The organism is Arthrobacter sp. ERGS1:01 (genome assembly GCF_001281315.1).
Lineage (GTDB): Bacteria > Actinomycetota > Actinomycetes > Actinomycetales > Micrococcaceae > Specibacter.
The window spans coordinates 284,708-310,210 of sequence record NZ_CP012479.1 but is presented as its reverse complement, the minus strand read 5'-3'; the positions used below and the strand labels follow the sequence as shown (position 1 = coordinate 310,210).

The window sequence follows — 25,503 nt, the reverse complement described above, 5'->3', positions numbered from 1 at the left end:
GTCGGGGTCAGCAAATATTGAGGCTCGTAATAAACGAACAAAATCAACAAATATTTTGCAAACTTCGAGGCGAACCGTAGGCTGAATCCGCATAACACGCCCAACGTGACAGCAAACCGGCCGGAACTGTCGTCGCATTTGCCGCTGTACATTAAGGCAAAGTCTCAACTTTGACCCACATTGCGTTAATTTCTTGACCGCATGGCTCATGGTGATGCACGCTACTCTTCATGAGTCCTGAATCCACCCCGCCCGGTTCCAGCCCCAAGCCGGGTTCGCAGTCCGCCCTTCGCAAGCGCAACGAACAACGCATCACCGAGGTCCTGCGTGAGAGCGGGCCGCTTCCGCAGGCCGAACTGGCACGGGTCACCGGATTGTCCACGGCCACGATCTCGAACATCGTCAAGACCATGGTTTCCGCCGGCGTGGCCGAAACGCACCCCATCACCAGTTCCGGGCGTCGGGCACTTGCCGTGACACTGCTGGAGGCCCAACAAGTGGCCGCCGGCATCGACTTTGGCCGCAGCCACGTCCGTGTGGTGCTGGCCGGCCCCGGCCTGACGCTGCGGGCCGAACGCTTCCAAGCGCTGCCCGTGGGCCACTTGGCGGCCGAGAGCATCTCCGCGGCCGCCGTCATCCTGGCCGAGCTGCTGGCCGAGAACAACATTCCGCGCCACCTCGTGATGGGCGCCGGCGTCGGGGTTCCGGGCCCCGTCGACCACCGCACGGGCACCGTGATCCGGGGCGCCATCCTGCCGGAATGGGTGGGCCTGAACATCGCATCGGCCCTCCGGGACGCCCTTGACATGCCCATCTACGGTGACAACGACGCCAACCTTGGCGCACTCGCACAGATCACCTGGGGCGAGCATCGGGGCATTCGCGACCTGACGTTCCTGAAGATCGGCAGCGGCATCGGCGCCGGACTGATCCTCAACGGCTCGCCTTACTACGGCCACACGGGGATCACGGGAGAGATCGGCCACGCAACCATCTTCGACCAGGGCCTGGTGTGCCGCTGCGGCAATCGAGGCTGCCTGGAAACCGTCGCCTCAACCGCCATCATGATTGAGCTGCTCAGCCGCGAGGAGCCCCACCCGCTGACCGTCAGGGACATCATTGCCCGCGCCAAGGCCCAGGACACGGCAACCCTGCGCGTCCTTGACGACGCCGGCACGGCCGTGGGGCGCGCCATGGCCAATGTGGCCAACATGATCAACCCGGAGGTCATCGTGGTGGGCGGCCCCTTGGCCCCCTTGGGCGAAGTACTGCTGGGCCCGATCCGCCGCGGCCTGATCCGGCACGCCGTGCCAACCATCGGCGAGAGCACCACCGTCGTCATGTCCTCCCTGGGCGACCGGGCCGAGGCCCTCGGCGCGGCGGCGCTCGTCTTTGCGCAGGGCCGGCACGGGCAGGCCTAAGCGGCCCGCCGGGTCACAATCACAAAGTCACCGGCAACTCCAAGGAAACACTCAAGCTACCCCCAAGTAACACTGTTCCCAACATGTTGCGTTAAATAGTTGACCGCAATTAGTGATGCAGGTAACTTTTGGGAAGCGGGTGCTTTTGTTACCCCGCTCACTGATCACTTTCGAACAAATTCTTGGAGGAACCCATGCGACGTCGTCTATCGTTGCTGGCCGGAGTTGCAGTGCTGGGGCTTTCCCTGGCAGCCTGTGGCGGCGGCAGCGACAACAGCACCAGTGACAACATCAACCCCAAAGACGCAACCGGAAAGGTCGGTGTCTTCACCTGGTGGGCTGATGGTTCCGAGAAGGCCGGTTTGGACGCGCTCGTAAAGGTATTCGGCGCCGATTACCCGAAGCTCGCCTTTGACAACCTCGCTGTTGCCGGCGGCGCCGGTTCGCAGGCCAAGAGCGTCCTGGCCGCCCAGCTGAAGGCCGGCAACCCGCCGGATTCCTTCCAGGCCCACGCCGGTGCCGAGCTCCAGGACTACATCGACGCCGACCAGATCGAGGATCTGACCGGCTTCTACAAGGACAACGACCTCACCTCGCAGTTTCCCAAGGACCTCATCGACCGCCTGACGGTTGACGGCAAGATCTACTCCGTGCCCTCCAACATCCACCGCGCCAACGTGGTGTGGGCCAATGTGGACGTCCTGAAGAAGGCCGGCCTGGACCCGGCCAAGCCGGCCACCGACCTTGCCGGCTGGTTCGCCGACATGGACAAGATCAAGGCCACCGGCAAGACCCCCCTGGCCGTGGCGGGTTCCTGGACCCAGGTCCAGCTGTTTGAAAACATCCTGCTTTCCAGCCTCGGCGTGGATGGCTACAACGGCCTGTGGGACGGCAAGACCGACTGGAAGGGTGCCGACGTCAAGACGGCCATCCAGGCCTACGAGAAGGCACTGTCGTACACCAACACGGACCGCGACTCCCTCAGCGACTGGGCCCCGGCCACGCAGCTCGTTGAAGACGGCGCCGCAGCCTACAACGTCATGGGCGACTGGGCCGAAGCCAAGTTCGAGCAGGACGGCAAGAAGCCCGGCACCGACTACGCCTACTTCGCCACCCCCGGCACGGCAGGCACCTTCGACTTCCTGGCCGACTCCTTCACCCTGCCCAAGGGCGCCCCGAACCCGGCCGGCGCCAAGGCATGGCTGGCCACGATCGGTTCGGCCTCCGGCCAGGCCGCGTTCAACAAGGTCAAGGGTTCCATCCCAGCCAACACCACGGCCAAGACCGATGACTTCTCCGAGTACCAGAAGAGCGCCATCAAGGACTTCAGCCAGGACAAGATCGTCTCTTCCCTGGCTCACGGCGCTGCCGTGCCCGTTGCCTGGTTGAACGACCTCAGCACCGCCGTCAGCAAGTTCGGCGGCGACAAGAACGTCGATGGCCTGCAGTCCTCCGCTGCCGACATCGCCGCGAAGTTCGCCAAGTAATTAGGCCCCATCCGCTGGGGGCGGTCGTGACATCCATGTTGCGCACCGCCCCCAGCGTCTGTCCCACCAATTCCTTTATGGGAGACAACCCGTGTTAAAACGCGCAAAAACATGGGGGCCCGGCGTCCTGCTGCTTGCCCCCACCATCATCCTCGTTGGCGTTTTCGTCTACTGGCTGATCATTGAAAACTTCCGTGTCAGCCTGACCAACCAGCACACGGCCAAACCCAGCAGCAAATACGTGGGCTTCGAGAACTACTCGAACCTTCTGGCGGACCCCAACTTCCAGCATTCACTGATGAACCTGCTGATCCTGACGGTCGTCTTCCTCGGCGGAACCCTGATCTTTGGCTTCCTGTGGGCCTGGATCCTGGAACAGCCGGCCAAGGGCGAGGGCTTCTTCCGCTCCGTCTACCTGTTCCCCATGTCGATCTCCTTCATCGCCTCCGGCGTGGTGTGGCGCTGGCTGCTTTCAAGCCTGCAGACATCCCAGCCCGGCGGTGAACGCACCACCGGCCTGAACCGCCTCCTGGACAGCGTGGGCCTCGGCGCCCTGCAAAACGACTGGTGGTCCAACCCGAACTGGGGCATCGCCGCCATCGCCGTGCCCGCCATCTGGCAGCTTTCCGGCTACGTCATGGCCTTGTTCCTGGCCGGTTTCCGCGGCATCCCGGACGAGCTGCGCGAGGCCGCCCGGATCGACGGCTGCAGCGAATGGAAGCTGTACCGCCACGTGATCTTCCCTCAACTGAGCCCGGTCATGCTCTCCGCCGTCATCATCATCGGCCACATGTCCTTGAAGCTGTTCGACCTCATCCGCGCGATCGTCCCCGATGCGAACACCTACGACGTCCAGGTGCCCGCCACCTTGATGTGGGTCAAGTACATCGGCAGCGACTACGCCGACGCCGCGGCCATCGGGTCCATCTTGCTGGTGCTCGTGGCCCTGGTGGTCATCCCCTACCTCATCCACACCTCACGAGCGGAGAAGCGCTAATGACTACCGCAACGGTGGACAACAAGAACCGTCTCCGGTCCGCGGAGGACATGGCCTCGGACGCCAAGCGTGACGGCAAGCGCCGCATGAACCGCACCCTGAAGTACGCGCTGTTGCTGTTCTTCGTCATCATGGTGCTTCTGCCCGCCTACGTGCTGATCATCACCAGCTTCAAGGGCACCGCCGACGCCGACCCGTCGCGCGCCTGGTTCCTGCCGAAGGTCTGGGAGACGGGCGGCTGGGTCAAGGCCTGGACCACCCTGGCCCCGTCCCTGGGCCGCACCTTGGTGCTGGTGGTCCCGTCCGCCTTGATCTCCGCCTTCCTTGGCTCCATCAACGGCTATGTGCTCTCCAAGTGGCGTTTCCCCGGCGCCAACATCATCTTCACGATGATCTTGTTCGGCATGTTCATCCCGTACCAGGCCGTCATGATCCCACTGACCCAGCTGGTCAGCGACCTGGGTGTCCCCCAGGGCATCCCCTCGCTGATGTTGCTGCACGTGGTGTACGGCCTGCCGATCTGTACGTTGATCTTCCGCAACTACTACGCGTCGGTTCCGGACGAGCTGATCGAGGCCGCCCGCATGGACGGCGCCGGGATCCTGCGCACCTACGGCTCGGTCATCCTGCCCGTCTCGATGCCGGGCTTCGTGGTGGTGCTGATCTGGCAGTTCACCTCCGCCTGGAACGACTACCTGTTCGCCGCGTTCTTCTCCTCCGGCCGCAACGGCCCCGTCACGATCGCGTTGTCCTTCCTGGCCGGCGGCCAGCTGACGGACTACGCGGCGTCCATGGCCGGAGCCCTCATCGCCTCCGTGCCCACCCTTATTGTCTACATCCTGTTGGGCAAGTACTTCGTGGGCGGACTCATGAGCGGCTCCGTCAAGGGCTGACACCCGCCCAAGTGGGCCCTTGGGCCTCGACGGGCGCGGCCACCGGTGGTCGCGCCCTTCGAGACCCGGGGGCCTTCGTCATGTATGAACTCCCCTGCGGCACTCCTGAAAGAATGGCACCATGACCACTCCCCGTTTTGTCCCCCGCCCCGACTGGTATGACACCTTCAATCCGGAGACCCTTGCGGCGACCGGCACTCCGCTGCGCTGGGGCGTGGTGGCCACCGGCGGCATCGCCGGTACCGTCACGGCGGACCTTGCCCTGTTGGAGGACGCCGTCCTGCAGTCCGTCAGCTCACGCAGCAAGGCCAGTGCCGAGGCTTTTGCCGCGAAGTTCGGCTTTGCGTCGTCGTACTACGACGGCGGCACGGACGGCACGGCGGGCGCCGGCTACCTCCAGCTGGTGTCCGACCCAGCCGTCGACGTCGTCTACATCGCGACCCCGCACGCCCAGCACTACGACATCGCCAAGGCCGCCCTGGAGGCGGGCAAGCACGTCTTGTGCGAAAAGGCGCTGACCATCACGGCCGCCGAGGCCCGGGCCCTGATCGAACTGGCCCGGTCAAGGAAGTTGTTCCTCATGGAAGCCGTGTGGGCGCGGTTCGTGCCCGGATTCCAGCGGGCCCTGGAGATCATCGAATCCGGCGAAATCGGCGAGGTCAAATGGGTTCTCGCCGATCTCGGCTTCCCGGCGCCGCTGGATGACACCGCCCGCATCTGGGCCCCGGCCGACGGCGGCGGCGCCCTGCTGGACATCTCCGTCTACCCGCTGCTGTGGGCGTGGGGAACGCTGGGCAAGCCGGCCTCGGTTTCCGCGACGGGCGAGCTGACGGCCCTCGGCGTCGACGCCCAGAACACGCTGACCCTCGGCTACGAATCCGGTGCGCAGGCCCAGCTCATCAGCTACCTGAGCTCGCACGGACCCCGCGTGGCCACGGTCTCCGGCACCAAGGGTTACATCGAGACCGTCGACTCGGTCAACAACCCCAAGGGCCTGCGCGTCTCGGTCGGCTGGTCCGAGGAGCGCACCGAGCGCTTTGAGTACCCCGGCAGCGGCTACACCTACCAGCTGCGCGAGGTGACCCGCAGCATCCAGGCGGGACTGACCGAAAGCGCCACGATGCCCCTGGATGACTCCCTGGCCATCATGGAACTCTTCGACGAAGCCCGCCGCCAGATGGGCGTCAGCTACCCCAACGACGCCCGCACGGACGTCTAAACAGGGCAACTCACCTTCGGAGGACACATCTCCCCAAAGCCGTTGAGAGCCCAGATAATCCCCTCAAAGCCGTTGAGAGCCCAGATAATCCTGGGGATTATCTGGGCTCTCAACGTCGGGTGAGGTGTCCCCTACCGTATTGGTGTTACCCGACGCCGAGGTAGGCCTCCTTGATGGCCGGGTTGGCGAGCAGTTCCTTGCCCGTGCCGCTGTGGGTGATCTCGCCGGTCTCGAGCACGAACGCCCGGTGGGCCCGGGCGAGGGCCTGGTTGGCGTTTTGCTCCACGAGCAGCACGGTGGTGCCCTGGCTGTTGATCTCGGTGATGATCTTGAAGATCTGCCGGATGAACTGCGGAGCCAAGCCCATGGAGGGCTCGTCCAACAGCAGCAGCTTGGGCCGCGACATCAGGGCGCGGCCGATGGCCAGCATCTGCTGCTCACCGCCGCTCATGGTGCCGCCAAACTGCTTTTCGCGCTCCTTCAGGCGTGGAAACAAGGTGAAAACCCGGTCCAGGTCTTCGGACACCCCCGTCCTGTCCTTGCGGCCAAACGTTCCCATGTCCAGGTTCTCCACGACCGTCATGGCCGGGAAGATGCCCCGGCCTTCCGGCGCCTGGGAGATGCCCTGGACCACCCGGATGTGAGCCTTCATCTTCGTGATGTCGGCGCCGTCGAACTTGATGGTCCCGTGGGACGGGTTCAGCAGCCCGGAGATCGTTTTCATGGTGGTGGTCTTGCCGGCGCCGTTGGCACCGATCAGCGACACGATCTCGCCTTCGTTCACCGTGAACGACATGTTGTGGATGGCCTGGATCCGGCCGTAGTGGACGGATACGTCCTTCAGTTCAAGCAGCGTCATCTTCGGGCTCTCCCAGGTAGGCGGAAACGACCTTGGGGTCTTCCCTGATCACGGACGGGATGTCATCGGCAATCTTCTTGCCAAACTCGAGCACCACGATCCTGTCGGTCACGCCCATGACAAGTTTCATGTCGTGCTCGATCAAAAGCACCGTGTAGCCGTCGTCGCGGATGGTCCGGATGAGCGCCATGAGCTCTTCCTTTTCAGCCGGGTTGAACCCGGCCGCGGGCTCATCCAGGCACAACAGCTTCGGGTCGGTCGCCAGTGCGCGGGCAATCTCCAGGCGGCGCTGGCTGCCGTAGGAGAGGTTGCGCGAGAGGGTTCCGGCATCGTTGGCGATGCCCACGAATTCCAGCAGCGCCATGCCCCGTTCGATGGCCGACTTCTCCTCCCGGACGTGGCGGGGCAGGCGCAACAAGGCACCCACCACGGACGTCCGGTGCCGGGCGTCCAGGCCCACCACCACGTTTTCCAGGGCCGTCATCTCGCCAAAGAGGCGGATGTTCTGGAAGGTGCGGGCCAGGCCCGCCCGGGTGATCCTGTGCTGCTTCATGCCGTTGAGGACGTGGCCCTCCAGCAGCACCTGGCCGCTGGTGGGCTTGTACACCCCCGTCATGGCGTTGAAGCAAGTGGTCTTGCCGGCGCCGTTGGGACCGATCAGCCCGAGGATCTCCCCGCGCTTGATGGTGAAGCTGACATTGTCCAACGCTACGAGGCCGCCGAACTTGATGGTCAGGTTCTTCACCTCGACGAGGTCGTCACCGACGGCAACGTCAATGTCACGTTCCGCGGCCGCGGCCTCGGCGACGTCATCGTCCACCACCAGCGCCTCCACCGGTGTAATGGCGGCAAGGTCAGGAGCGGCCGGGTCCACTGCGGCCGGATCCACGGCGCCGGGCACGTCTTCGCTGTGTGCACCCACGGTCAGGCCTCCTTTTCGGCGACGGTCGGGGGTTTCTTCACTCCGCCGGCCCGCACTTTCGCATAGGCGAGCTGCCCGTAGGCGAGCAGCCGTTGCCGGGCCGGAATCAGTCCCTGGGAGCGGAAGATCATGATGAAGATCAGGACCAGGCCGAAGATCAGGTACTTGTAGTCGGCGATCGCCGTGAACCGCAGCGGAATGTAGGCGACGATGGCGCCGCCGAGGATTGCGCCCACCTTGTTGCCCGCGCCACCAAGCACGACTGCGGCGACGAACAGGATGGAGGTGACGACGTCGAACTTCTGGTTGTTCACGAAGCCCACCTGGCCGGCGAACAACGAGCCCGAGAGCCCGCCCACGCCGGCGCCGATCGCGAACGCCCACACCTTGTACTTGAACGTCGGTACGCCCATGGTTTCGGCCGCGTCCTCGTCCTCGCGGATGGCGATCCAGGACCGGCCCACGCGGCTGCGCTCCAGGTTGCCCACGAGCAGCAGCACGATGATCAGGATGGTCAGGACCAGCCAGTACCAGGGCGTGCCGTTGGAGTTCGCGAATACCGGGACGCCGTCGGCCTGGACACCGGGCGGGCGGCCCACGTTCTGGAAGCCGACCTGGCCCTTCATGGCCGGAATCAGTGTGGCCAGGATGCGGATGATTTCACCGAAACCGAGCGTCACGATGGCCAGGTAGTCGCCGCGCAGGCGCAGCGTGGGGACGCCGAGGATCACGCCGACCAGCATGGTGACGGCGATCGCCACCGGGATGGTCCACAGGTACGGGATCTTCAGGAACGTCGAGTCCGTGCTGGTCAGCATGGCCGCCGTGTAGGAGCCCACCGCGAAGAAGGCGATGTAGCCCAGGTCGAGGAGGCCGGCGTAGCCGATCACCACGTTCAGGCCCACCGCCACGAGCGCGTACACGGCCATGCTGAAGCAGGCCAGCGGGAAGTCGTTGCCCGGTTCGGTGCTGATGATCGGCGGGTCCAGGACCGGCAGCAGGTACGCCAGCACCACGATGATGATCAAGAAGAGCCACTGCTTTTGGCGCGGCAGGGCCTGCCATTTGTCGCCGAGGTTGCGGAACAGGCCGCCACCGGGTTTCCGGAGCGCTTCGGCGCTGCTGCCGGCGCCCCTTGTCCCGGCTTCCCGGTCTTGGGCATTCTGGTTGGATTTGGCTCCCGGCATAGGGGTCGGGCCATCTGTCATGCTCATGCCTTGCTCCTTCCCAGGGAGGTTCCCAGGATTCCTTCGGGACGGACCAGCAGCACCAGCACCAGCACCACGAAGGCGACGACGTCGGTCCATTGGGAGTTGCCCAGCAGGATTTGGCCATAGTTGCCGATGAGGCCCAGCAGCAGGCCGCCCACCAGGGCGCCGCGGACGTTGCCGATGCCGCCGAGGACGGCCGCGGCGAACGCCTTGATGCCGAGGATGAAGCCGCCGTTGTACTGGACGCCGGCGGGTATCTTCATGACGTAGAACAAGGCGGCGGCGCCGGCCAGGATTCCGCCGATCACGAAGGTGGTGATGATGATCTTTTCCTTGTTGACGCCCATCAGGGTGGCCGTATCCGGGTCCTGGGCGACGGCGCGGATGCCGCGGCCGGTGCGGGAGCGCCGGATGAACTGGTCCACCAGGACCATCATGATGACCGCCGCGACCACGATGGTGATCTGCTGGGAATCGACGATGGTGCCGAATACGTCAAAGATCGGCGTCGGGGTGAACATGGTCAGGGCGGCCTCGGGGTTGGGTCCGCGCCAGAGGAAGATCAGGTACTGGATGGTCAGCGAGGCGCCGATCGCGGTGATCAGGTAGACCAGCCGGGGTGCGTTGCGTTTGCGCAGCGGCCGGTACGCGAGGCGTTCAAGCAGGAACGCGACGACGGCCGAGGCCAGCATGCCGGCCACCAGGGCCAGCAAAAGGTTGACGACGATGGCGCCAAAACCCAGCGTCGGTGCCGAGGGGCCAAAGTTGAGGAAGCTCAGGGTGAAGAAGACGGCGTAACAGCCGGTGATGAACACTTCGGAGTGGGCGAAGTTGATGAGGTTCAGTACGCCGTAGACAAGCGTGTAGCCGAGTGCCACGAGGGCGTAGATGGAGCCGAACGTCAACCCGTCAAAGGTAGCGCTCCAAAAGTTTTGAATGAGGGACGGGACATCGAAATTGATCCAGTCGCTGTCCATTGGGACAACAGAGAGAACGGTTGCGAACATAGATAGATCCTGATCCAGCCAGCCACCGGGTTGCAGGTGGGCCCGGGCCGGCACGTCGAACGGATAGGTGGCGAAAAACCACTGTCAGGGGGATGCCGCGGGACCGCTGAAACGGCCCCGCAGCATCCCCCTGGTCAGCGACTACTACTGGCCGATGGCGCCGATCGGCACGATCTTTCCGTCAGAGACCTTGTATCCGTAAACGGTCGGGGCCTGGAGCTCGCCCTTGTCGTTCCACTTGTAGTGCTTGCTCAGCCCGTCGGCGTCGTAGCTCTTGACCCAGCCGAGCAGGCCCGCACGGTCCTGCTTGCCGGCGTCAATCCCTGCCAGCAGCACCGTGGCGGCGTCGTAACCTTCAATGGAGTAGGTTCCGGGGGCCGCGTTGGCGAGCTTCTGGTAGGCCGTGGCAAACGACGGGATCAGCTCGCCCGGGATGCAGGGGCAGGTGAAGAACGCGTTGGCGGAGGCGTCGCCGGCCTGCTTGATGAACTGGTCATCCTTCAGTCCGTCCGGGCCAACGAACGAGCCCTTGAAGCCCTTGGCCACCAGCTGCTGGTCGAAGGGGGCGCCTTCGGCGTAGTAGCCGGAGTAGAAGACGGCGTCGGGCTTGGCGTTCATGATCTTGGAGATCGTGGCCGAGAAGTCCTTCTGGCCGGTGGTCACCTTGTCGGTGCCGATCAGGGCCGAACCGAGGGCGGCGGAGGTGGTGGCGCCCAGGCCGATGCCGTAATCGGAATCATCCTGGACCAGGTAGACCTTCTTGGCCTCGAGCTTGCCGGTCATGAACTTCGCGGCGGCCGGGCCCTGCACGGCGTCGTTGCCCAATCCGCGGAAGAACGTGGTCCAACCGTTTTCGGTCAGCGTCGGGTTGGTCGCGGCCGGGGTGATGTGGACCAGCTTGACCTGCTCGAAGATGTTGCCGGTGGCCTTGGACTCGCCGGAGAACGGCAGGCCCACGACGCCGATGATGTCGTTTTCCTTGGTGACCTGGGTGACGGGGCCGGTGGCCTTCGTCGGATCGCCTTCGGTATCGAACTTCTTGAACGCCACCTGGCAGGCCGGGTTGGCCGCGTTGTGCTGGTTGATGGCCAGCTGGACGCCGTTGTAGATGTTGATGCCGAGCTGTGCGTTGGCGCCGGTCTCGGCACCTACATAGGCCAGCGTGGTGGTTGCCGGGCAGGTGGCCTTGCCGTTTCCTGCGGGGAGCACCGCATCCTTCGGCGTTTCGATCGAGGTAAGGACCGGAATGTTGACCGCGGAACCGGTGTCACTATTGCTGGCTTGGGGAGTTGCGGTATTGGCGCAGGAGGTCATCAGGAGGGCCGCGGTGGCTACCGTGGCAAAGGTTGTCATTACTTTCTTGCGGTTCATAGATTCGCCTTCCGAAGTACGCAACGAGGTTCGCAGGACATCGTCGTCCTGCGTAACCATGGGCTTCACGAGACCCGACATTACTCCGCAAAATGTGTTGCAGGACACATTGGCACGTTAAGATCTGGTAACAGATGCATTACCCGCCGGGCGAAACCTCCTTCTGAGTAGGCGTTCGACGCCGGTGCCGCGGACACGAAGAAGCCCGCCTCCAGTGGGAGACGGGCTTATTCGTTGATCGTGGTGGGGCGCCAACTGCTTGGGCCCACGCTTGCCAGGTTCCCAAGAAATCGCGCCAGCGATTTCTTGAGCCGGCTGGTGGTTGGGCCCACACGCCCGAGGGCCCCAAGCCGAGGAACGAGGCTCGGGAGGGCGTGGGGACTAGCTCAGGGTGTCGATGGCCTTGTTCAGCGTTGCCGACGGGCGCATGATCGCGGCGACCTTCGTGACGTCCGGGTGGTAGTAGCCGCCCAGCTCAACCGGGGAGCCCTGCACGGCGGCGAGTTCGCCGATGATGACGTCCTCGTTGTCGGTGAGGTCCTTGGCAACTGCGGCGAACGCCTGGGCCAGGGCGGCGTCGTCGTTCTGGGCAGTGAGTTCCTGGGCCCAGAACTTGGCCAGGTGGAAGTGGCTGCCGCGGTTGTCGATCTCGCCGACCTTGCGCTTCGGGGACTTGTTTTCCAACAGGAACGTGCCGGTGGCGCGGTCCAGCGTGTCGGCCAGGATCTGCGCGCGGGCGTTGCCCTTGCTGACGGCGAGGTGTTCGAAGCTGACGGCCAGGGCCAGGAATTCGCCCAGGCTGTCCCAACGGAGGTGGTTTTCCTTGACCAGCTGCGCGACATGCTTGGGTGCGGAACCGCCGGCGCCGGTCTCGAACAGACCGCCGCCCGCGATCAGCGGAACGATCGAGAGCATCTTGGCGCTGGTGCCAAGTTCCAGGATCGGGAACAGGTCGGTGAGGTAGTCGCGGAGCACGTTGCCGGTCACGGAGATGGTGTCCTCGCCGCGGCGGATGCGATCCAGGGTGAAGGCAGTGGCCTTTTCCGGGGACAGGATGCGGATGTCCAGGCCCTCGGTGTCGTGGTCCTTGAGGTACTCGTTGACCTTGCCGATGAGGTTGGCGTCGTGGGCGCGGGTCTCGTCCAGCCAGAACACGGCCGGGGTGGCGGAGGCGCGGGCACGGGTGACGGCCAGCTTGACCCAGTCGCGGACGGGGATGTCCTTGACCTGGCAGGCGCGCCAGATGTCACCGGTGTCGACGGTGTGTTCGATCAGGACGGTGCCGGCGCCGTTGACGATCTGCACGGTGCCGGGCTCGGCGATTTCGAACGTCTTGTCGTGGCTGCCGTATTCCTCGGCGGCCTGCGCCATGAGGCCCACGTTGGGGACGGTGCCCATGGTGGTCGGGTCGAAGGCGCCGTGCACGCGGCAGTCCTCGATCGTGGCCTGGTAGACGCCGGCGTAGCTGCTGTCCGGCAGCACTGCCAGGGTGTCGTGTTCCTGGCCGTCGGCGCCCCACATGTGGCCGGAGGTGCGGATCATGGCCGGCATGGAGGCGTCAACGATCACGTCGGACGGGACGTGGAGGTTGGTGATGCCCTTGTCGGAATCGACCATGGCCAGTGCGGGGCCGTTTTCGTAGCCGCTCTTGATTGCGGCTTCGACGCCCTCGCGGACGTCGGCCGGCAGTGCGCCGAGGCCGTTGATGATTGCGGCGAGGCCGTTCGCGGGGTTCAGGCCGGCGGCGGCCAGTGCGTCACCGTAGTTGGCGAACAGTTCCGGGAAGTACGCCTTCACGACGTGGCCGAAGATGATCGGGTCGGAGACCTTCATCATGGTGGCCTTCAGGTGGGCGGAGAGCAGGATGCCCTCTTCCTTGGCGCGGGCCACCTGGGCTGCCAGGAACTCGTCCAGGGCGGCGGCGCGCATGACGGTACCGTCAACGACCTCGTTCGCGAGGACCGGGAAGGCGTCCTTGAGGACGGTCACGGTGCCGTCGGCGGCGACGAACTGGATCTTGAGGGCGTCGTCGGCCTTGATGACAACGGACTTCTCGTTGTGGCGGAAGTCGCCGTCGGCCATGGTGGCGACGTTGGTCTTGGAGTCGGCGCTCCAGGCACCCATGCTGTGCGGGTTGGCCTTGGCGTAATTCTTGACCGACAGGGGTGCGCGGCGGTCCGAGTTGCCTTCGCGCAGGACCGGGTTCACGGCGCTGCCCTTGATCTTGTCGTACCGGGCGCGAACGTCCTTTTCCTCATCCGTGGAGGGGTCCATCGGGTAGTCCGGGAGGGCGTAGCCCTGGCCCTGGAGTTCGGCGATGGCGGCCTGCAGCTGCGGGATGGAGGCGCTGATGTTGGGCAGCTTGATGATGTTGGCGTCGGGGTCCTTCGCCAGGGCGCCCAGTTCGGCAAGGGCGTCGGCGATGCGCTGGTCTTCGGTGAGGTAGTCGCCAAACACGGAGATGATGCGGCCGGACAGCGAAATGTCGCGGGTTTCAATGTCGACACCCGCGGTGGAGGCGAACGCCTCAACGATCGGCAGGAGTGAGTACGTTGCCAACATGGGGGCTTCGTCGGTGTGGGTGTAAATGATCTTGGCCATGGGTGAGGCGTCTCCTGGGAAAATTCAACGGATATCTGCGTTTCTGGCGAGATTTCTTTCCCCCTTAACTTACCCGAGTACGCCGGTTTGCCCGCTATCGGCAGGCTTGCTGCGGCCGTCATGGTCCGTGACGTGCACCGCAATTGCTGTGCCGCGGGCCTTGTGGACAGTAGCGTGGTGGCATGGAACTCAAAGGGAAACTCGCAGACGCCATCAACGATCAAATCACGCTCGAAATCCAGGCCGCGGTGGTTTACCGCCAGCTCGCCATTGAAATGTCCGTCCAGGACCTGCCCGGAATTTCGCATTGGTTCCTGGCGCAGTCGGCGGAGGAGCTGGTCCACGCACAAAAGTTCACCGACCACATGACGGACAGGAATGCCGCGCCGAAGATCGCCACGATCACGGCACCGAACCTCACCATCGACTCCGTTTTGGCCGCATTTGAGGCTTCCCTTGCCCACGAACAGAAGGTCTCGGAGGCCATCCGCAACCTGTACCGGCTGGCGCAGGCCGAGGGCGACATCGATTCCATCCCGCTGCTGAACTGGTTTGTCGGCGAACAGTTGGAGGAGGAAGCCTCGGTGGGCGAGATCATTGGCCGCGTGCGCTTGATTGGCGCCGACGGCAACGGCCTGCTGCGCCTGGACGCCGAGCTGGGCGCCCGCCAAACCGGCGCGGAGTAGCCCCTCCCCCGACGCGGTATCACTTTTGGTCGGGTTTTCCCCGACGCGGTATCATCTTTGGCGCATTTTCCTCGACCGGGTATCACTTTTGGCGCACTTTTCACCAACGCCGTATCAGCTACTGATACGCCGTTCAGCGATTCCGCGCCAAAGCTGATACCGCGTCCGCCGTTAGCGGACCAAAAGTGATACGGCGTTTGTCAAAGTACGACGGCGGCGGGTCACCTTTCCCTGAAAGGTGACCCGCCGCCGTCGTACTTTGGTCTTGTGTGCCCGGGCCCGTGTTAGGTGCCGGGCGGGAAGGACTGCTGGTTGATGATCTGCTGGTTCATTGCCTGCTGCATGGCCTGCTGGTGCGCAGCATTGTGCATGTCGAGGCCCGCGTTGTGGCTGGGCATCGAGACGGGGCGCATGGTGCCGTCGTTGTCCACTTCCATCATGACGTAGCGGCGTCCCTTGCCCCGGATCATCATGACAATGGTGGTCACGATGCCGGCGGCAACCAGCAAGGAGACCACGACGAAAAACACGGCAAAGAACGTTCCGGAGAACAGCAGGCCGTCCACCCAGCCGGTGAAGCCGCCGCCTGGCGCGTTCCCCGGGACAAGATCGGTCGGGAAATCCGGCGGGAGCGGATTCGAGTCATCCATGAAATGTGCCATGTCCGCCGCCTACCGCGAACCTGTGGGCGGAATGACTTGGCCCCGCGGGTGCGGGATGTGTTCCGGCGGTCCGGCATCCGGATCCGGGGTGCGTCCTCGGAGGCGCCCCACCACCAACAATCCCACCAGCACAACGACAACCAGCACAAAGATGCCCGCGACCGCCACTGTCCACACCAAACCACTCATGTTTACCGTCCCCCTTGCGACGACGTACTTCGACGCCTTGGGAAGAGCATGCCAGCACCGGGGGCCATTGGCCAACATTTCAGAAGGTGCGACGCCGGGGTGTCGCCGCCCCGACGCGGTATCACCTTTGGCACGGCCCTCAAAGGTCACATCGCCAAGTGATACCGCGTTCCTCGATTCGACGCCAAAGCTGATACGGCGTCGGCCGAAAGCGGACCAAAAGTGATACGGCGTCGGTTAACGAACTGCGGCGGGCCACCTGTCGGTGACCCGCCGCAGAACAACCACACGCCAATTCTGGGCCCACGCTTGCCAGGTTCCGGAAAAATCGCGTCAGCGATTTTTCCGGCCGGCAAGTGGGGCCTAGTGGAAGAAGTGGCGGGCGCCCGTGAAGTACATCGTGACTCCGGCGGCGTTGGCCGCGGCAATCACTTCCTCGTCGCGGATGGAGCCGCCCGGCTGGACCACGGCGCGGACGCCGGCTTCCAGCAGGATCTCCAGGCCGTCGGCGAACGGGAAGAACGCGTCGGAGGCGGCCACGGAACCCACGGAGCGCTGCTCGGATACGGCGCCCTCGGCACCCGCGGCACCACCGGCGGCGTCGACGTTGGATTCAACGACCACACCGAGCGTGTTGGCGCGTTCCACTGCCAGCTTGCAGGAGTCAACGCGGTTGACCTGGCCCATGCCGATGCCCACCGTGGCGCCGTTGTTGGCGAGGAGGATCGCGTTGGACTTGGCGGCGCGGACGGCCGTCCAGGCAAAGGCGAGGTCGGCCAGCGTGGCGTCGTCGGCGGCGGGGCCGGCGGCGAGCGTCCAGTTGGCGGGGTTGTCGCCGTCGGCGTCGATGCGGTCGGACATCTGCACCAGCATGCCGCCGGAGACCTGGCGGACCTCGGCCGGGTAGCGGTCATAGCCCTCGGGCAGGGCCAGCAGGCGGATGTTCTTCTTCGTGGAGAGGATCTCCACTGCTTCCGGCTCGAAGTCGGGGGCGATGACGACCTCGGTGAAGATGTCCTTCACGGTGCGCGCCATGGCGGCCGTGACGGTGCGGTTCGCGGCGATGACTCCACCGTAGGCGGAGACGGGGTCGCAGGCGTGCGCCTTCAGGTGCGCGTCGGCAATGGCGTCGTCGGCGTCGGCGGAACCAACGGCCACACCGCACGGGTTGGCGTGCTTGACCACGGCCACGGCGGGGCCGGCAAAGTCGAACGCAGCGCGCAGGGCGGCGTCGGCATCGACGAAGTTGTTGTAGCTCATGGCCTTGCCGTGCAGCTGGTCGGCCTGGGCGATCCCGGCGGGGGCAGACTTGTCAACGTAGAGCGCGGCCTGCTGGTGCGGGTTTTCGCCGTAGCGGAGCACCTCGGAGCGTTCCAGCGAGTAGCCGGCGTAGGCGGGCCAGTCGATCACGCCGTCGCCGTCCGCGTCCAGGAACTGGGCGGCGGTCCAGGCTGCCACGGCGTTGTCGTAGGCGGCCGTGTGGGCGAAGGCTGCGGCGGCCAGGCGCTGGCGGGCCACGAGTTCAAAGCCACCCTCGGCGGCGGCAACGACGACGTCGGCGTACTTGGCGGGGTCGACCACCACGGCGACGGAGGGGTGGTTCTTGGCGGCTGCACGCACCATGGAGGGACCGCCAATGTCGATCTGCTCCACCACGGCGTCCTGGCCGGCACCGGACTTCACGGTGTCAACGAACGGGTAGAGGTTCACCACCACCAGGTCAAAGGGCTCAACGTGCATCTCTTCGAGCTGGCGCACGTGGTCGGGCAGGCGGCGGTCGGCCAGGATGCCCGCGTGGACCAGCGGGTGCAGGGTCTTGACGCGGCCGTCAAGGGCTTCGGGGAACCCGGTCAGCTCGGAAACTTCGGTCACCGGAACGCCGGCGGCGGCAATCTTGGCCGCGGTGGAGCCGGTGGAAACGATGGTCACGCCGGCGGCGTGCAGGCCGATCGCCAACTCCTCCAAACCGGTTTTGTCGTAGACCGAGATCAAGGCCCGGCGGATTGGAACACGGTTAAGAACGCTGGTCACAGAATTTCTCCAGGGGTTGGTCGATGAAGGCGACTCCCCAAGTTTATGCCACTACCACCGGGTAGGCTTTCAGCCATGACTTCCAGTGATCTCGCCCACTCCCCCGTGCCCGATTCCGCTCCCAACGCCTCGTCCGCCGCAGTTTCCAACACCCGGGAATTGCCCGCGGATCTGCCGCGGCTGGTCAATTCCGTCATTTGGCCCGGCTTTGTCGGCACCACCGTCCCGGCCTGGCTGGACGGCGCCCTGCGCAACGGCCTGGCCGGCGTGGTGTATTTTGCCCACAACATCGACCCCGATGCCCCCGGCCAGGTGGCCGCGCTGTCCGCCGCGATCCGCTCAGCCAACCCGGCCGCCGTCGTCGGCGTTGACGAGGAGGGCGGCAACGTGACCCGCCTGCAGGCCCGCGACGGCTCCACCATCCCGGGCGCGGCCGTGCTCGGGGCCCTGGATGAACTGCCGACGACGGCGGCCGCGGGGCGCTCCATTGGCCGGCTGTGCCGCGACGCCGGGGTCAACCTGACGATCGCCCCCGTGGCCGATGTGAACACGAACCCGCTCAATCCCGTGATCGGCGTCCGTGCCTTTGGCGCGGACACCGCTCTGGTCAGCGCGCACACTGCCGCCGCCGTGACGGGCATCCAGGAACTGCGCGTGGGCGCCTGCGCCAAGCATTTCCCCGGACACGGCGACACCGTGGCGGATTCGCACATGGACGTGGCCCGGGTGGAGCTGACCATGGCGCAGATGCGCGAACACCACCTGCCCCCGTTCGAGGCCGCCGTGAAGGCCGGCGTGAAGTCGATGATGAGCGCCCACATCATCATCCCGGAGCTCGGCGAGGCCCCGGCCACCTTGAACCCGCTGGCTGGTGCGCTGCTGCGCGAGATCGGTTTTGAGGGCCTGCTGATCACCGATGCCCTGGACATGGCGGCCGTGCGCGCCACCGTGGGCCCCGGCGAGGGCGCCGTCCTGGCGCTGCTGGCCGGCTCCGACCTCCTGTGCGTGGGGAACCCGCTCAATGCCTACACCACGGGCCGCGACGACGAGTCCTGCTACACCGAGGTGTATGACGCCCTGTTCGACGCCGTCTCCTCCGGCCGCCTGCCCGTGGAGGTCTTGCGGATGGCCGCCGCCCGCGTCGCAGCGTTCGCGCAGTGGTCCCTCGAGGCGCCCGCCGAATCCGCAGAGGCGGAGGCCGACGCCGGCATCGACTGGGTGGAGGTTGCCGCCCGCGCGTGCATCGTGACCCGGGGCGTCGGTGCCGTGGCATTGGCCGACCCCGACGCCGTCGTCACGCTGATCGACGCCCGCACCGGACACAACATGGCCGCCGGACCCACGGAAAACTTCATCCTCACGGCGCTGCTGGATGAACACCAGGTCCAGGCCGTCAACGCCTCATCGTTGAGTGCCGGGGAGCTGAACGATCTGGCCGACACCGAGGAGTCCCTCGGCGAGCCGGTACTGGTGATTGTCGATTCGCTGATGTCGGCCGATCAGCAGGCCACGCTGGCCGCCGTCGCCGCGGTGGCACCCCACGCCGTGTGCATCAACGCCGGCCTGGCCCCTGCCGAAGGCACGGAAAGCGTCACGGCGCTGACCACGATCCACTGCCACGGCTTCAGCCGCGTCACGGCCGAGGCCGTGGTGCGCCTGCTGCACGCCGGATAGCCGCCGGTTAGCCCGCCTGATGCGCAGTTAAGGTGACTCCCGACGCGCGGGAGTCACCTTAACTGCGCATCCGCTGCAGGGACGCCACGGCCTGGTGGGTGGCGCCGAGCGCAGCGACGGATTGTTCGTAGCGCCGCTGCGCCACGGCCACGAACAGGCAATCCACCACGGCGAGCTGGGAAATGCGGGACGCCATGGCGCCGGCCCGGAACGGGGTCTCGCGCACCATGGTGGTCAGGCACAGCCCGGCTTGGCCTGCGGCCGGGGACGACGGCGCATTGGTCACCAACAGCGTCGCCGCCCCGGCCGTGCGGGCCAGCCGCAGGAACTCCACGACGGAGCCGGTGGTTCCGCCGTGGGAAAACGCGATGGCGACGTCGCCGGGACCCATGAGCGAGGCCCCCATCAGGGCGTTGTCCGCGGTGGCGAAGGCGTTGGCGTTGAGCCCGATCCGGAAAAGCTTGTGGTGCAGGTCCCCGGCCACCATTTCGCTGGAGCCCACCCCGTACATGCCGATCCGGCCGGCCCCGGCCACCAGGTCCACGGCGCCGGCCAGGACGCCCAGGTCAAGGTTCCGGGTGGTTTCCTCCACGCCCATGACCTCGGTGAAGCGGATCCGCGCCACGATCTCGGCCAGCGACGCATCGGGGCTGATGTCGTGGCCGAAGCCCGGCTCCGGGACCTCGGAGCGGGCCGACTGCTCGCGGCCAAGTTCGGCTGCCATGGCAAGGCGCAGCTGGGCGTAGCCGCTCAAGCCGATGGAACGGCAAAACCTCACCACGGTGGGATCTGAAGTGTTGCACAATTGCGCCAGCTCGTTGACGGTGTGCGTGAGGACCACGGCCGGGTTGGCAAGGACGGCGTCGGCCACCCGTCCGGCGGCCGGCGCCAGGGCGGCCCTTTTCGATTGGATGTCGGACTGGATGCTCACCGGAGGCTCCTTGGCTGCCCCGCACGCCGGAGAAAGTTCACCGGAAATACGGTAGGTAAATTATTTACACGCTTGGTACATTGTTAGAATATCAATTACCAAAAGCTTTCACATCCGCCAGGAAGGCCCACCGTGTCCACCCCAGAGTTGTCCAGCACCGAGTCGTCCACCACAGAGAACATCGCCGCGGTCCGCACCGAGCTCAACACCCTCGTCACCGAGTCGGCCAACGCCAACTACCCGGACCTTGCGGCCCTGTCCACCGCCGAGCTGGCCGCCGGGATGAACGGCGAGGACGCCCTGGTTCCCGCCGCGATCAAAAATGAGCTCCCGGTCATTGCCGGGATCATCGATGAAATTGCCGGGCGCATGCGCGACGGCGGCCGCCTCATCTATGTGGGCGCAGGCACCCCCGGGCGCATGGGCATCCTGGACGCCAGCGAATGCCCGCCCACGTTCGGCACCGACCCGTCCCTCGTGGTGGGCGTCATTGCCGGCGGCAGCGCTGCGGTGAACCAGGCCGTGGAGAACGCGGAGGACAGCGCGGAGGCCGGCATCGCGGACATGGCCGCGCTCGGGCTGACGGCCAAGGATTCGGTGATCGGCATCGCCGCCTCGGGCCGCACCCCGTACGTGATCGCCGCCGTCACCGCCGCCCGGATAAACGGGGCCTTCACGGTGGGCTTCGCCTGCAACAACGATTCGGCCCTGGGCGCCGCCGCGGACGTTGCCCTGGAGATCGAGGTCGGCCCCGAATTCCTCTCCGGCTCCACCCGGCTCAAGTCCGGCACTTGCCAAAAGCTGGTGCTCAACATGATCAGCACCATCACCATGGTCCGGCTGGGCAAGACCTACAAGAACGCCATGGTCGACCTGCGCGCCACGAACGCCAAGCTCCGTGCCCGCAGCGAACGCACCCTGATGCGCGTCACCGACTGCGACGCCGCCACGGCCGCCGCAGCCCTCGCGGCCGCCGACGGCCACGTCAAGACCGCCATCCTGGCGATCCTGACCGGGCTGCCGGCCAGCGAGGCCGCGGCGCTGCTGGACACCAACCACGGTTACTTGCCGGCCGCCCTCAGCGCCGGCACCCACTAGAAGAACGACGGCGGGACGCACCCATGCAGCCAAGTCACCAACACCCCACCCACCCGGCCACCGGCACGGCGCCGGAAATGATGGCGACCCTCCAAGGCCTTCTGGACCGGGCCGTGACCGACGGGATCGCACCCTCGGCAAGCTGCGCCGTCGTGCTTGACGGTGTGCCGCTTCCCGTCCTGACCGCCGGGACCGCCGTCCCTGACACGTTCTTTGACCTCGCGTCCGTGACGAAGCTGTTCAGCACCGTCACGGCGCTGTCCCTGGTGGATGACGGAACGCTTGAGCTGGATGCTCCGCTGGGCGGGTTGCTGCCGGCCTACGGCCACGGCGAAAAAGCCGTGGTCACGCTCCGGCATTTGTTGACGCACACCTCCGGGCTGCCGTCGGAATGGCGCGGCTGGGAGCGTGCCCTGGGCGAGGGCCGGACATTTGAGCGGGAAGCCTTGGTTGCGGACCTCCTCGGCACGCCGCTGGAGGCCGCCCCCGGGACCCGCTTTGCGTATTCGTGCGCGGGATTCAACACCGTCATGGCGCTTGCCGAGCAGGCCACGGGCCAGACCTGGGCTGACCTGGTCCGGAACCGCGTGCTGGCCCTGCTGGACACCGACGGCATCACGGGCACCCCGCCACTGGAACGCAGCGCACCCACGGAGTACCAGCCCAAACTTGGCCGCGGCCTGGTCCGGGGCATCGTGCACGATGAGGCGGCGTGGTCGCTGGGCGGGCTCAGCGGAAACGCCGGCATGTTTGCCACGGCTGCGGGCCTGGCCGTCTTTGGCGAGGCCCTCCGCACCGGCATGCCCGGCATCCTCTCCCCCGCCCTGGCCGCCGAGATGTGGCGCAGCCAGCTCCCGGACATGCTCGGGAGCCATTTCAACCCCGCCGATCCCGGCTTTGGTCAGGGCCTGGGCGTGCGGATCAACCAGCAGCCGTGGATGGGTGCGCTGGGCACGGAGGCCCGCGGGCACGGCGGCTTCACCGGCACCTCCCTGCTGGTGGATATTCCGCGCGGGGTCACGGTGGCGTTGTTGAGCAACCGGGTCAGTCCCAGCCGGGACGGCGACGACGCAACGGGGCTGCGCAAGGCGGTCTCCGACGTCGTCTATTCTGGTGCCACCAGCTAAGCGCCAACGGAAGGCACCATGACTACCAGCACGGCAATGATGACCGGGGACCGGGTGGTCCAGGAGTTGCCGTGGCGGTGGCGGGTGCAGGGAACCATCTTCCTCATTGGCGGGCTGGGCTTCATGTTCGACGCCTGGGATGTGACGCTCAACGGTTTCCTGATCCCGCTGCTGTCCAAGGAGTGGGGCCTGGCGCCGGGGCAGGCGGCCTGGATTGGCACGGCCAACCTGATCGGCATGGCCGTGGGCGCCTTTGCCTGGGGTTCCATCGCCGACGTGATTGGCCGCAAACGGGCATTCACACTGACGCTGCTGGTCTTTCCGTGTTCACCGTTTTGGGCGCCGTCTCCAACGACCTGACGACGTTCTCCATCTTCCGGTTCCTGGCCGGCTTTGGCCTGGGCGGCTGCATCCCGGTGGACTATGCACTGGTGGGTGAGTTCACGCCGCGCAAGCACCGCGGCCGGGTCCTGACCGCCATGGACGCCTGGTGGCCCATCGGCGCCTCGCTGTGCGGGGTGGTCTCCGCCATCCTGATGGCCAGCTTTGGCAATTGGCGGCTCCTGATGCTGGTCATGGTGCTGCCGGCCCTGCTGGTGTTCTGGGTGCGGGCGGGCGTGCCGGAATCACCGCTTTTCCTGGTGCGGGCGGGGCGGCCCGTGGAGGCAAAGAAAGTCATTGACGGGCTGATCGAGCGCACCGGCGCCACGGTGGGGCCCTGGAAGCTGCCCGAACCGGCCGACGCCCCGAAACTTTCCCTGGGCAAGGTCACGGACCAACTGGCCGGGCTGTGGCGGTTCAATTGGAAGACCACCAGCGTGGCCTGGGCACTGTTTTTGACCATCCTGCTGGTCTACTACGGCGCCCTGACCTGGATGCCGTCCATCCTGGTCTCCACCGGTTATGCCGAAAGCAAGGCGTTCATGGCCACCGCGGGCATGACGGCGATTGGCCTGGTGGGCGTGGTGGCCGCGGCCCTGCTCGTGGAACGGGTGGGACGCAAATGGATCCTGGCCGTCACGGGGCCCTTGTCGGCGTTGTCGCTGGTGATCTTTGCCCTGGTGCTCGACGTCCCGGCCGCCGCACAACTGTGGCTGCTCGTGTTCGGCCTGGTGGTCCAGGTGGCCATCCCCGTGCTCTACACGTACGTGTCGGAGCTGTACCCCACGCATTTGCGTGCCACCGGGTTTGGCTGGGCGTCCACCATGTCGCGGGTGGGCGCCGGGCTGGTGCCGTTGATTTTCGGCTCGCTGCTGTGGCCGGTCCTGGGCCTTCCGCTCACCTTTGCCTTGACGGGCGGGCTGGTGCTGCTGGCCGTGATCTGGATGGCCGTGGCCGCCCCGGAAACCAAGGGCCGGACGCTGGATTGAGCCGGCCCGGGCCGCGTTCCCAGCGTCCGCCCACCCTTTCCGGCTAGGCTATGGCCGCATACCCAACTTTTCCCATAAGGAGTCCCCATGAGCGCCCTGCTTCCCACCGTACTGACCACCACCGGCCTGATTGGCGGCTTCCAGACCGCCCGGGCCACGAAGAACCGCCAGTTGGGCGGGGCGGTTTTGGCGGCGGCCGGCGCTGCGGCGTTCGTGGCCTGGAAGAAGAATGCCGGCACGGGTACCGCCGTGGCGTTGACTGCCACCTACGTTGCCGCTTTTGGAGCCTCCCACCCGTTGGCGAAGAAGTTGGGCGCCTGGCCGGCCGTCTACACCGTCACGGGTGCCACGGCCCTCGCGTCCCTCGTGTTTGGCCGGACCAGGAAGTAATGCCGACGGCGCCGGGCCGCCCGGCGTAAACGGCACCCCGGCCGCCCGCGTAGGCTGGATGTGCCGGCTCCGCATCCTCGACGCGTCCCGGCGATCATCACGCATGAGGGGACAGCATGGATTTGGCGGCCGACACCACGGGGTTCCTTGCGAGCCTGTGGTTGTACCCCGTGGGGGCCGTGTTCGTCATGGTCTCCGCGCTCATCCCGCCCGTTCCCAGCACCACGGTGTTTGTCGCGCTGGGCGCCCTGGCCGGGCTCGACGGCGGCCCCAAGGCGTGGGCGCTGGTCCTGGCCATGATCGCCGGAGCCGTGGCGGGCGATCTTGCCACCTATGGCGCCACCCGGCTGTTTGGCCAGTCCCGCTGGGGCGCCACCCGGGGCCCACGCCGCCAGCGGGCCGTGGATGCTGCCACGCGCAGGCTGCGCAAGAGCCCGTTCACCTTGATGCTGACATCACGGTTTGTGCCGCTGGGCAGGCTGTCCACCAACATTGCGTGCACGGTTGCCGGCTACCGCTTGCGGGCGTTTACGGGCTTCTCCCTGGCGTCCGCCGCAGTGTGGTCGGCCTATTCGGTGGGCGTCGGCATCTGCACCCGGTTCTGGCCGGGCCTCTCCACCCAGGCCGCCGTGCTGGCGGCCATCGCGGTCTCGATCGTGCTGGGCTGGCTGTTGGGCAAGGCATCCACCTGGATCCTTGACCACAGGGCAGCCCCCGCGCCCGCCGGCGTCGAGTAGTTAATCCGGGCCGGGTCGTTAGGCCGGTTTGGCCGTTTCCGTGGCGGCCAGGTCGCCGAGGACCTTGATGAGCAGATCGCGTTCGGCCACCTTGATGCGTTCGTGCAGGGTTTCCTCGGTGTCGCCGTCGAGCACGACCACGGGGGTTTGGGCGATGATGGGTCCCGTGTCCACGCCGGCGTCGGCGAAGTGCACGGTGCAGCCGGTGACCTTCACGCCGTAGGCGAGGGCGTCGCGGACGCCGTGGGCGCCGGGGAAGGATGGCAGCAGGGCCGGGTGGGTGTTGACGTAGCGGCCCTCGAAGGCGTCGATGAAGCCCGGGGCCACGATCCGCATGAATCCGCTGGAGACCACGTAGTCGGGCTTGTACGCGGCGACCGCGTCCAGCAGGGCAGCGTCCCAATCGGCGCGTGCAGCGTAGTCCTTGAAGTTCACCACGAACGTTTCCAGGCCGGCCGCGGCGGACCGCTCGATCCCGTACGTATCCGGGCGGTCGGCCCCGACTGCGGCGATCTGGATGTCCAGCCCGCCGTTGGCGACGGCGTCGATCACGGCCTGCAGGTTGGACCCGGTCCCGGAAACTAAAGCAACAATACGCATGGGCTCAATTTTAGGGCCAA

The 25,503-nt window shown here is 66.1% G+C and carries 21 protein-coding genes and 1 pseudogene; 12 read left to right on the top strand and 10 right to left on the bottom strand.

All coding sequences use genetic code 11. The features are described from left to right. The first annotated feature begins 230 nt into the window (after positions 1–230). The 5 genes from AL755_RS05415 to AL755_RS05395 all read left to right on the top strand — a co-directional run bounded on the left by AL755_RS05415 (position 231) and on the right by AL755_RS05395 (position 6,017). Complete coding sequence (locus tag AL755_RS05415) at positions 231–1,421, top strand: ROK family transcriptional regulator (protein WP_054010131.1); 1,191 nt, start codon at positions 231–233, stop codon at positions 1,419–1,421. 194 nt (positions 1,422–1,615) lie between these two features. Next, entirely contained in the window at positions 1,616–2,908 is a 1,293-nt protein-coding gene (locus AL755_RS05410) for an ABC transporter substrate-binding protein (RefSeq protein ID WP_054010130.1), read from the top strand. Positions 2,909–2,999: 91 nt separating this feature from the next. After that, on the top strand, positions 3,000–3,905 hold the full coding sequence (locus AL755_RS05405) for a carbohydrate ABC transporter permease (protein ID WP_054010129.1): 906 nt from the start codon (positions 3,000–3,002) through the stop codon (positions 3,903–3,905). Continuing rightward, entirely contained in the window at positions 3,905–4,798 is an 894-nt protein-coding gene (locus tag AL755_RS05400; RefSeq protein WP_082368933.1) for a carbohydrate ABC transporter permease, read from the top strand. Before AL755_RS05405 ends, AL755_RS05400 begins: the two co-directional genes overlap by 1 nt. A 121-nt stretch (positions 4,799–4,919) precedes the next feature. After that, entirely contained in the window at positions 4,920–6,017 is a 1,098-nt protein-coding gene (locus AL755_RS05395) for a Gfo/Idh/MocA family protein (RefSeq protein ID WP_054010128.1), read from the top strand. 145 nt (positions 6,018–6,162) lie between these two features. On the opposite strand, the gene AL755_RS05390 is transcribed toward AL755_RS05395, so the two are convergent. From AL755_RS05390 to AL755_RS05365, 6 genes are all read right to left on the bottom strand, one after another. Next, positions 6,163–6,876 carry an ABC transporter ATP-binding protein gene (locus tag AL755_RS05390; RefSeq protein WP_054010127.1) on the bottom strand — a complete coding sequence of 238 codons (714 nt, stop codon included), beginning with the start codon at positions 6,874–6,876 and terminating at the stop codon, positions 6,163–6,165. After that, on the bottom strand, positions 6,863–7,750 hold the full coding sequence (locus AL755_RS05385; protein ID WP_054012879.1) for an ABC transporter ATP-binding protein: 888 nt from the start codon (positions 7,748–7,750) through the stop codon (positions 6,863–6,865). Before AL755_RS05385 ends, AL755_RS05390 begins: the two co-directional genes overlap by 14 nt. Positions 7,751–7,800: 50 nt before the next feature. Continuing rightward, positions 7,801–9,012, bottom strand: coding sequence for a branched-chain amino acid ABC transporter permease (locus tag AL755_RS05380; RefSeq protein ID WP_054010126.1), 1,212 nt, complete (start codon positions 9,010–9,012; stop codon positions 7,801–7,803). Next, positions 9,009–10,016 carry a branched-chain amino acid ABC transporter permease gene (locus AL755_RS05375; protein ID WP_054010125.1) on the bottom strand — a complete coding sequence of 336 codons (1,008 nt, stop codon included), beginning with the start codon at positions 10,014–10,016 and terminating at the stop codon, positions 9,009–9,011. Before AL755_RS05375 ends, AL755_RS05380 begins: the two co-directional genes overlap by 4 nt. Positions 10,017–10,160: 144 nt before the next feature. Then, a complete protein-coding gene (locus tag AL755_RS05370; protein WP_237762599.1) occupies positions 10,161–11,369 on the bottom strand; it encodes a branched-chain amino acid ABC transporter substrate-binding protein in 1,209 nt (402 codons plus the stop codon). A 399-nt stretch (positions 11,370–11,768) separates the two neighbouring features. After that, complete coding sequence (locus AL755_RS05365; protein WP_054010123.1) at positions 11,769–13,988, bottom strand: NADP-dependent isocitrate dehydrogenase; 2,220 nt, start codon at positions 13,986–13,988, stop codon at positions 11,769–11,771. 182 nt (positions 13,989–14,170) lie between these two features. Between AL755_RS05365 and AL755_RS05360 the strand changes: the two genes are divergently transcribed. Continuing rightward, entirely contained in the window at positions 14,171–14,674 is a 504-nt protein-coding gene (locus tag AL755_RS05360; protein WP_054010122.1) for a ferritin, read from the top strand. A gap of 284 nt (positions 14,675–14,958) precedes the next feature. Here AL755_RS05360 and AL755_RS05355 read toward each other — a convergent pair whose 3' ends face one another. Next, positions 14,959–15,324: a hypothetical protein gene (locus AL755_RS05355; RefSeq protein WP_150117048.1), complete on the bottom strand. Its 366-nt coding sequence runs from the start codon at positions 15,322–15,324 to the stop codon at positions 14,959–14,961. Positions 15,325–15,888: 564 nt separating this feature from the next. Next, positions 15,889–17,556 (bottom strand): bifunctional phosphoribosylaminoimidazolecarboxamide formyltransferase/IMP cyclohydrolase, encoded by a 1,668-nt coding sequence (purH, locus tag AL755_RS05350; RefSeq protein ID WP_054010120.1) that lies wholly within the window; start codon positions 17,554–17,556, stop codon positions 15,889–15,891. Between the two features lie 75 nt (positions 17,557–17,631). Between purH and AL755_RS05345 the strand changes: the two genes are divergently transcribed. After that, on the top strand, positions 17,632–19,230 hold the full coding sequence (locus AL755_RS05345; RefSeq protein WP_082368932.1) for a glycoside hydrolase family 3 protein: 1,599 nt from the start codon (positions 17,632–17,634) through the stop codon (positions 19,228–19,230). A gap of 58 nt (positions 19,231–19,288) precedes the next feature. Here the strand turns inward: AL755_RS05345 and AL755_RS05340 are convergent, their stop codons facing one another. Continuing rightward, the gene (locus AL755_RS05340) at positions 19,289–20,161 is read right to left on the bottom strand and encodes a MurR/RpiR family transcriptional regulator (protein ID WP_054010119.1); all 873 of its coding nucleotides are present in this window, start codon (positions 20,159–20,161) and stop codon (positions 19,289–19,291) included. Positions 20,162–20,293: 132 nt separating this feature from the next. On the opposite strand from AL755_RS05340, the gene murQ reads away from it, so the two are divergent. The 5 genes and pseudogenes from murQ (at position 20,294) to AL755_RS05315 (ending at position 24,883) form a co-directional block, all read left to right on the top strand. Further along, entirely contained in the window at positions 20,294–21,259 is a 966-nt protein-coding gene (gene murQ, locus AL755_RS05335) for an N-acetylmuramic acid 6-phosphate etherase (protein WP_237762598.1), read from the top strand. 23 nt (positions 21,260–21,282) lie between these two features. Continuing rightward, positions 21,283–22,386, top strand: a complete 1,104-nt coding sequence (locus AL755_RS05330; RefSeq protein ID WP_082368931.1) for a serine hydrolase domain-containing protein — start codon at positions 21,283–21,285, stop codon at positions 22,384–22,386. 18 nt (positions 22,387–22,404) lie between these two features. Next, positions 22,405–23,756 (top strand): annotated as a pseudogene (locus AL755_RS05325) (MFS transporter). An 87-nt stretch (positions 23,757–23,843) separates the two neighbouring features. Continuing rightward, positions 23,844–24,146, top strand: a complete 303-nt coding sequence (locus AL755_RS05320) for a hypothetical protein (protein ID WP_054010116.1) — start codon at positions 23,844–23,846, stop codon at positions 24,144–24,146. 116 nt (positions 24,147–24,262) lie between these two features. Then, entirely contained in the window at positions 24,263–24,883 is a 621-nt protein-coding gene (locus AL755_RS05315; protein ID WP_054010115.1) for a DedA family protein, read from the top strand. An 18-nt stretch (positions 24,884–24,901) separates the two neighbouring features. Here AL755_RS05315 and purN read toward each other — a convergent pair whose 3' ends face one another. Continuing rightward, positions 24,902–25,483 (bottom strand): phosphoribosylglycinamide formyltransferase, encoded by a 582-nt coding sequence (gene purN, locus AL755_RS05310; RefSeq protein WP_054010114.1) that lies wholly within the window; start codon positions 25,481–25,483, stop codon positions 24,902–24,904. Positions 25,484–25,503 lie beyond the last annotated feature (20 nt).

Excerpts from the sequence above, each read along its gene's own strand:
- AL755_RS05375 (WP_054010125.1), bottom strand. The coding sequence starts at position 10,016 with ATGTTCGCAACCGTTCTCTCTGTTGTCCCAATGGACAGCGACTGGATC.
- AL755_RS05390 (WP_054010127.1), bottom strand. The coding sequence starts at position 6,876 with ATGACGCTGCTTGAACTGAAGGACGTATCCGTCCACTACGGCCGGATC.
- AL755_RS05395 (WP_054010128.1), top strand. The coding sequence starts at position 4,920 with ATGACCACTCCCCGTTTTGTCCCCCGCCCCGACTGGTATGACACCTTC.
- AL755_RS05345 (WP_082368932.1), top strand. The coding sequence starts at position 17,632 with ATGACTTCCAGTGATCTCGCCCACTCCCCCGTGCCCGATTCCGCTCCC.
- AL755_RS05415 (WP_054010131.1), top strand. The coding sequence starts at position 231 with ATGAGTCCTGAATCCACCCCGCCCGGTTCCAGCCCCAAGCCGGGTTCG.
- AL755_RS05400 (WP_082368933.1), top strand. The coding sequence starts at position 3,905 with ATGACTACCGCAACGGTGGACAACAAGAACCGTCTCCGGTCCGCGGAG.
- AL755_RS05355 (WP_150117048.1), bottom strand. The coding sequence starts at position 15,324 with ATGGATGACTCGAATCCGCTCCCGCCGGATTTCCCGACCGATCTTGTC.
- AL755_RS05330 (WP_082368931.1), top strand. The coding sequence starts at position 21,283 with ATGCAGCCAAGTCACCAACACCCCACCCACCCGGCCACCGGCACGGCG.
- AL755_RS05315 (WP_054010115.1), top strand. The coding sequence starts at position 24,263 with ATGGATTTGGCGGCCGACACCACGGGGTTCCTTGCGAGCCTGTGGTTG.
- AL755_RS05365 (WP_054010123.1), bottom strand. The coding sequence starts at position 13,988 with ATGGCCAAGATCATTTACACCCACACCGACGAAGCCCCCATGTTGGCA.
- AL755_RS05360 (WP_054010122.1), top strand. The coding sequence starts at position 14,171 with ATGGAACTCAAAGGGAAACTCGCAGACGCCATCAACGATCAAATCACG.
- AL755_RS05370 (WP_237762599.1), bottom strand. The coding sequence starts at position 11,369 with ATGACAACCTTTGCCACGGTAGCCACCGCGGCCCTCCTGATGACCTCC.
- AL755_RS05380 (WP_054010126.1), bottom strand. The coding sequence starts at position 9,012 with ATGAGCATGACAGATGGCCCGACCCCTATGCCGGGAGCCAAATCCAAC.
- AL755_RS05320 (WP_054010116.1), top strand. The coding sequence starts at position 23,844 with ATGAGCGCCCTGCTTCCCACCGTACTGACCACCACCGGCCTGATTGGC.
- AL755_RS05410 (WP_054010130.1), top strand. The coding sequence starts at position 1,616 with ATGCGACGTCGTCTATCGTTGCTGGCCGGAGTTGCAGTGCTGGGGCTT.
- purN (WP_054010114.1), bottom strand. The coding sequence starts at position 25,483 with ATGCGTATTGTTGCTTTAGTTTCCGGGACCGGGTCCAACCTGCAGGCC.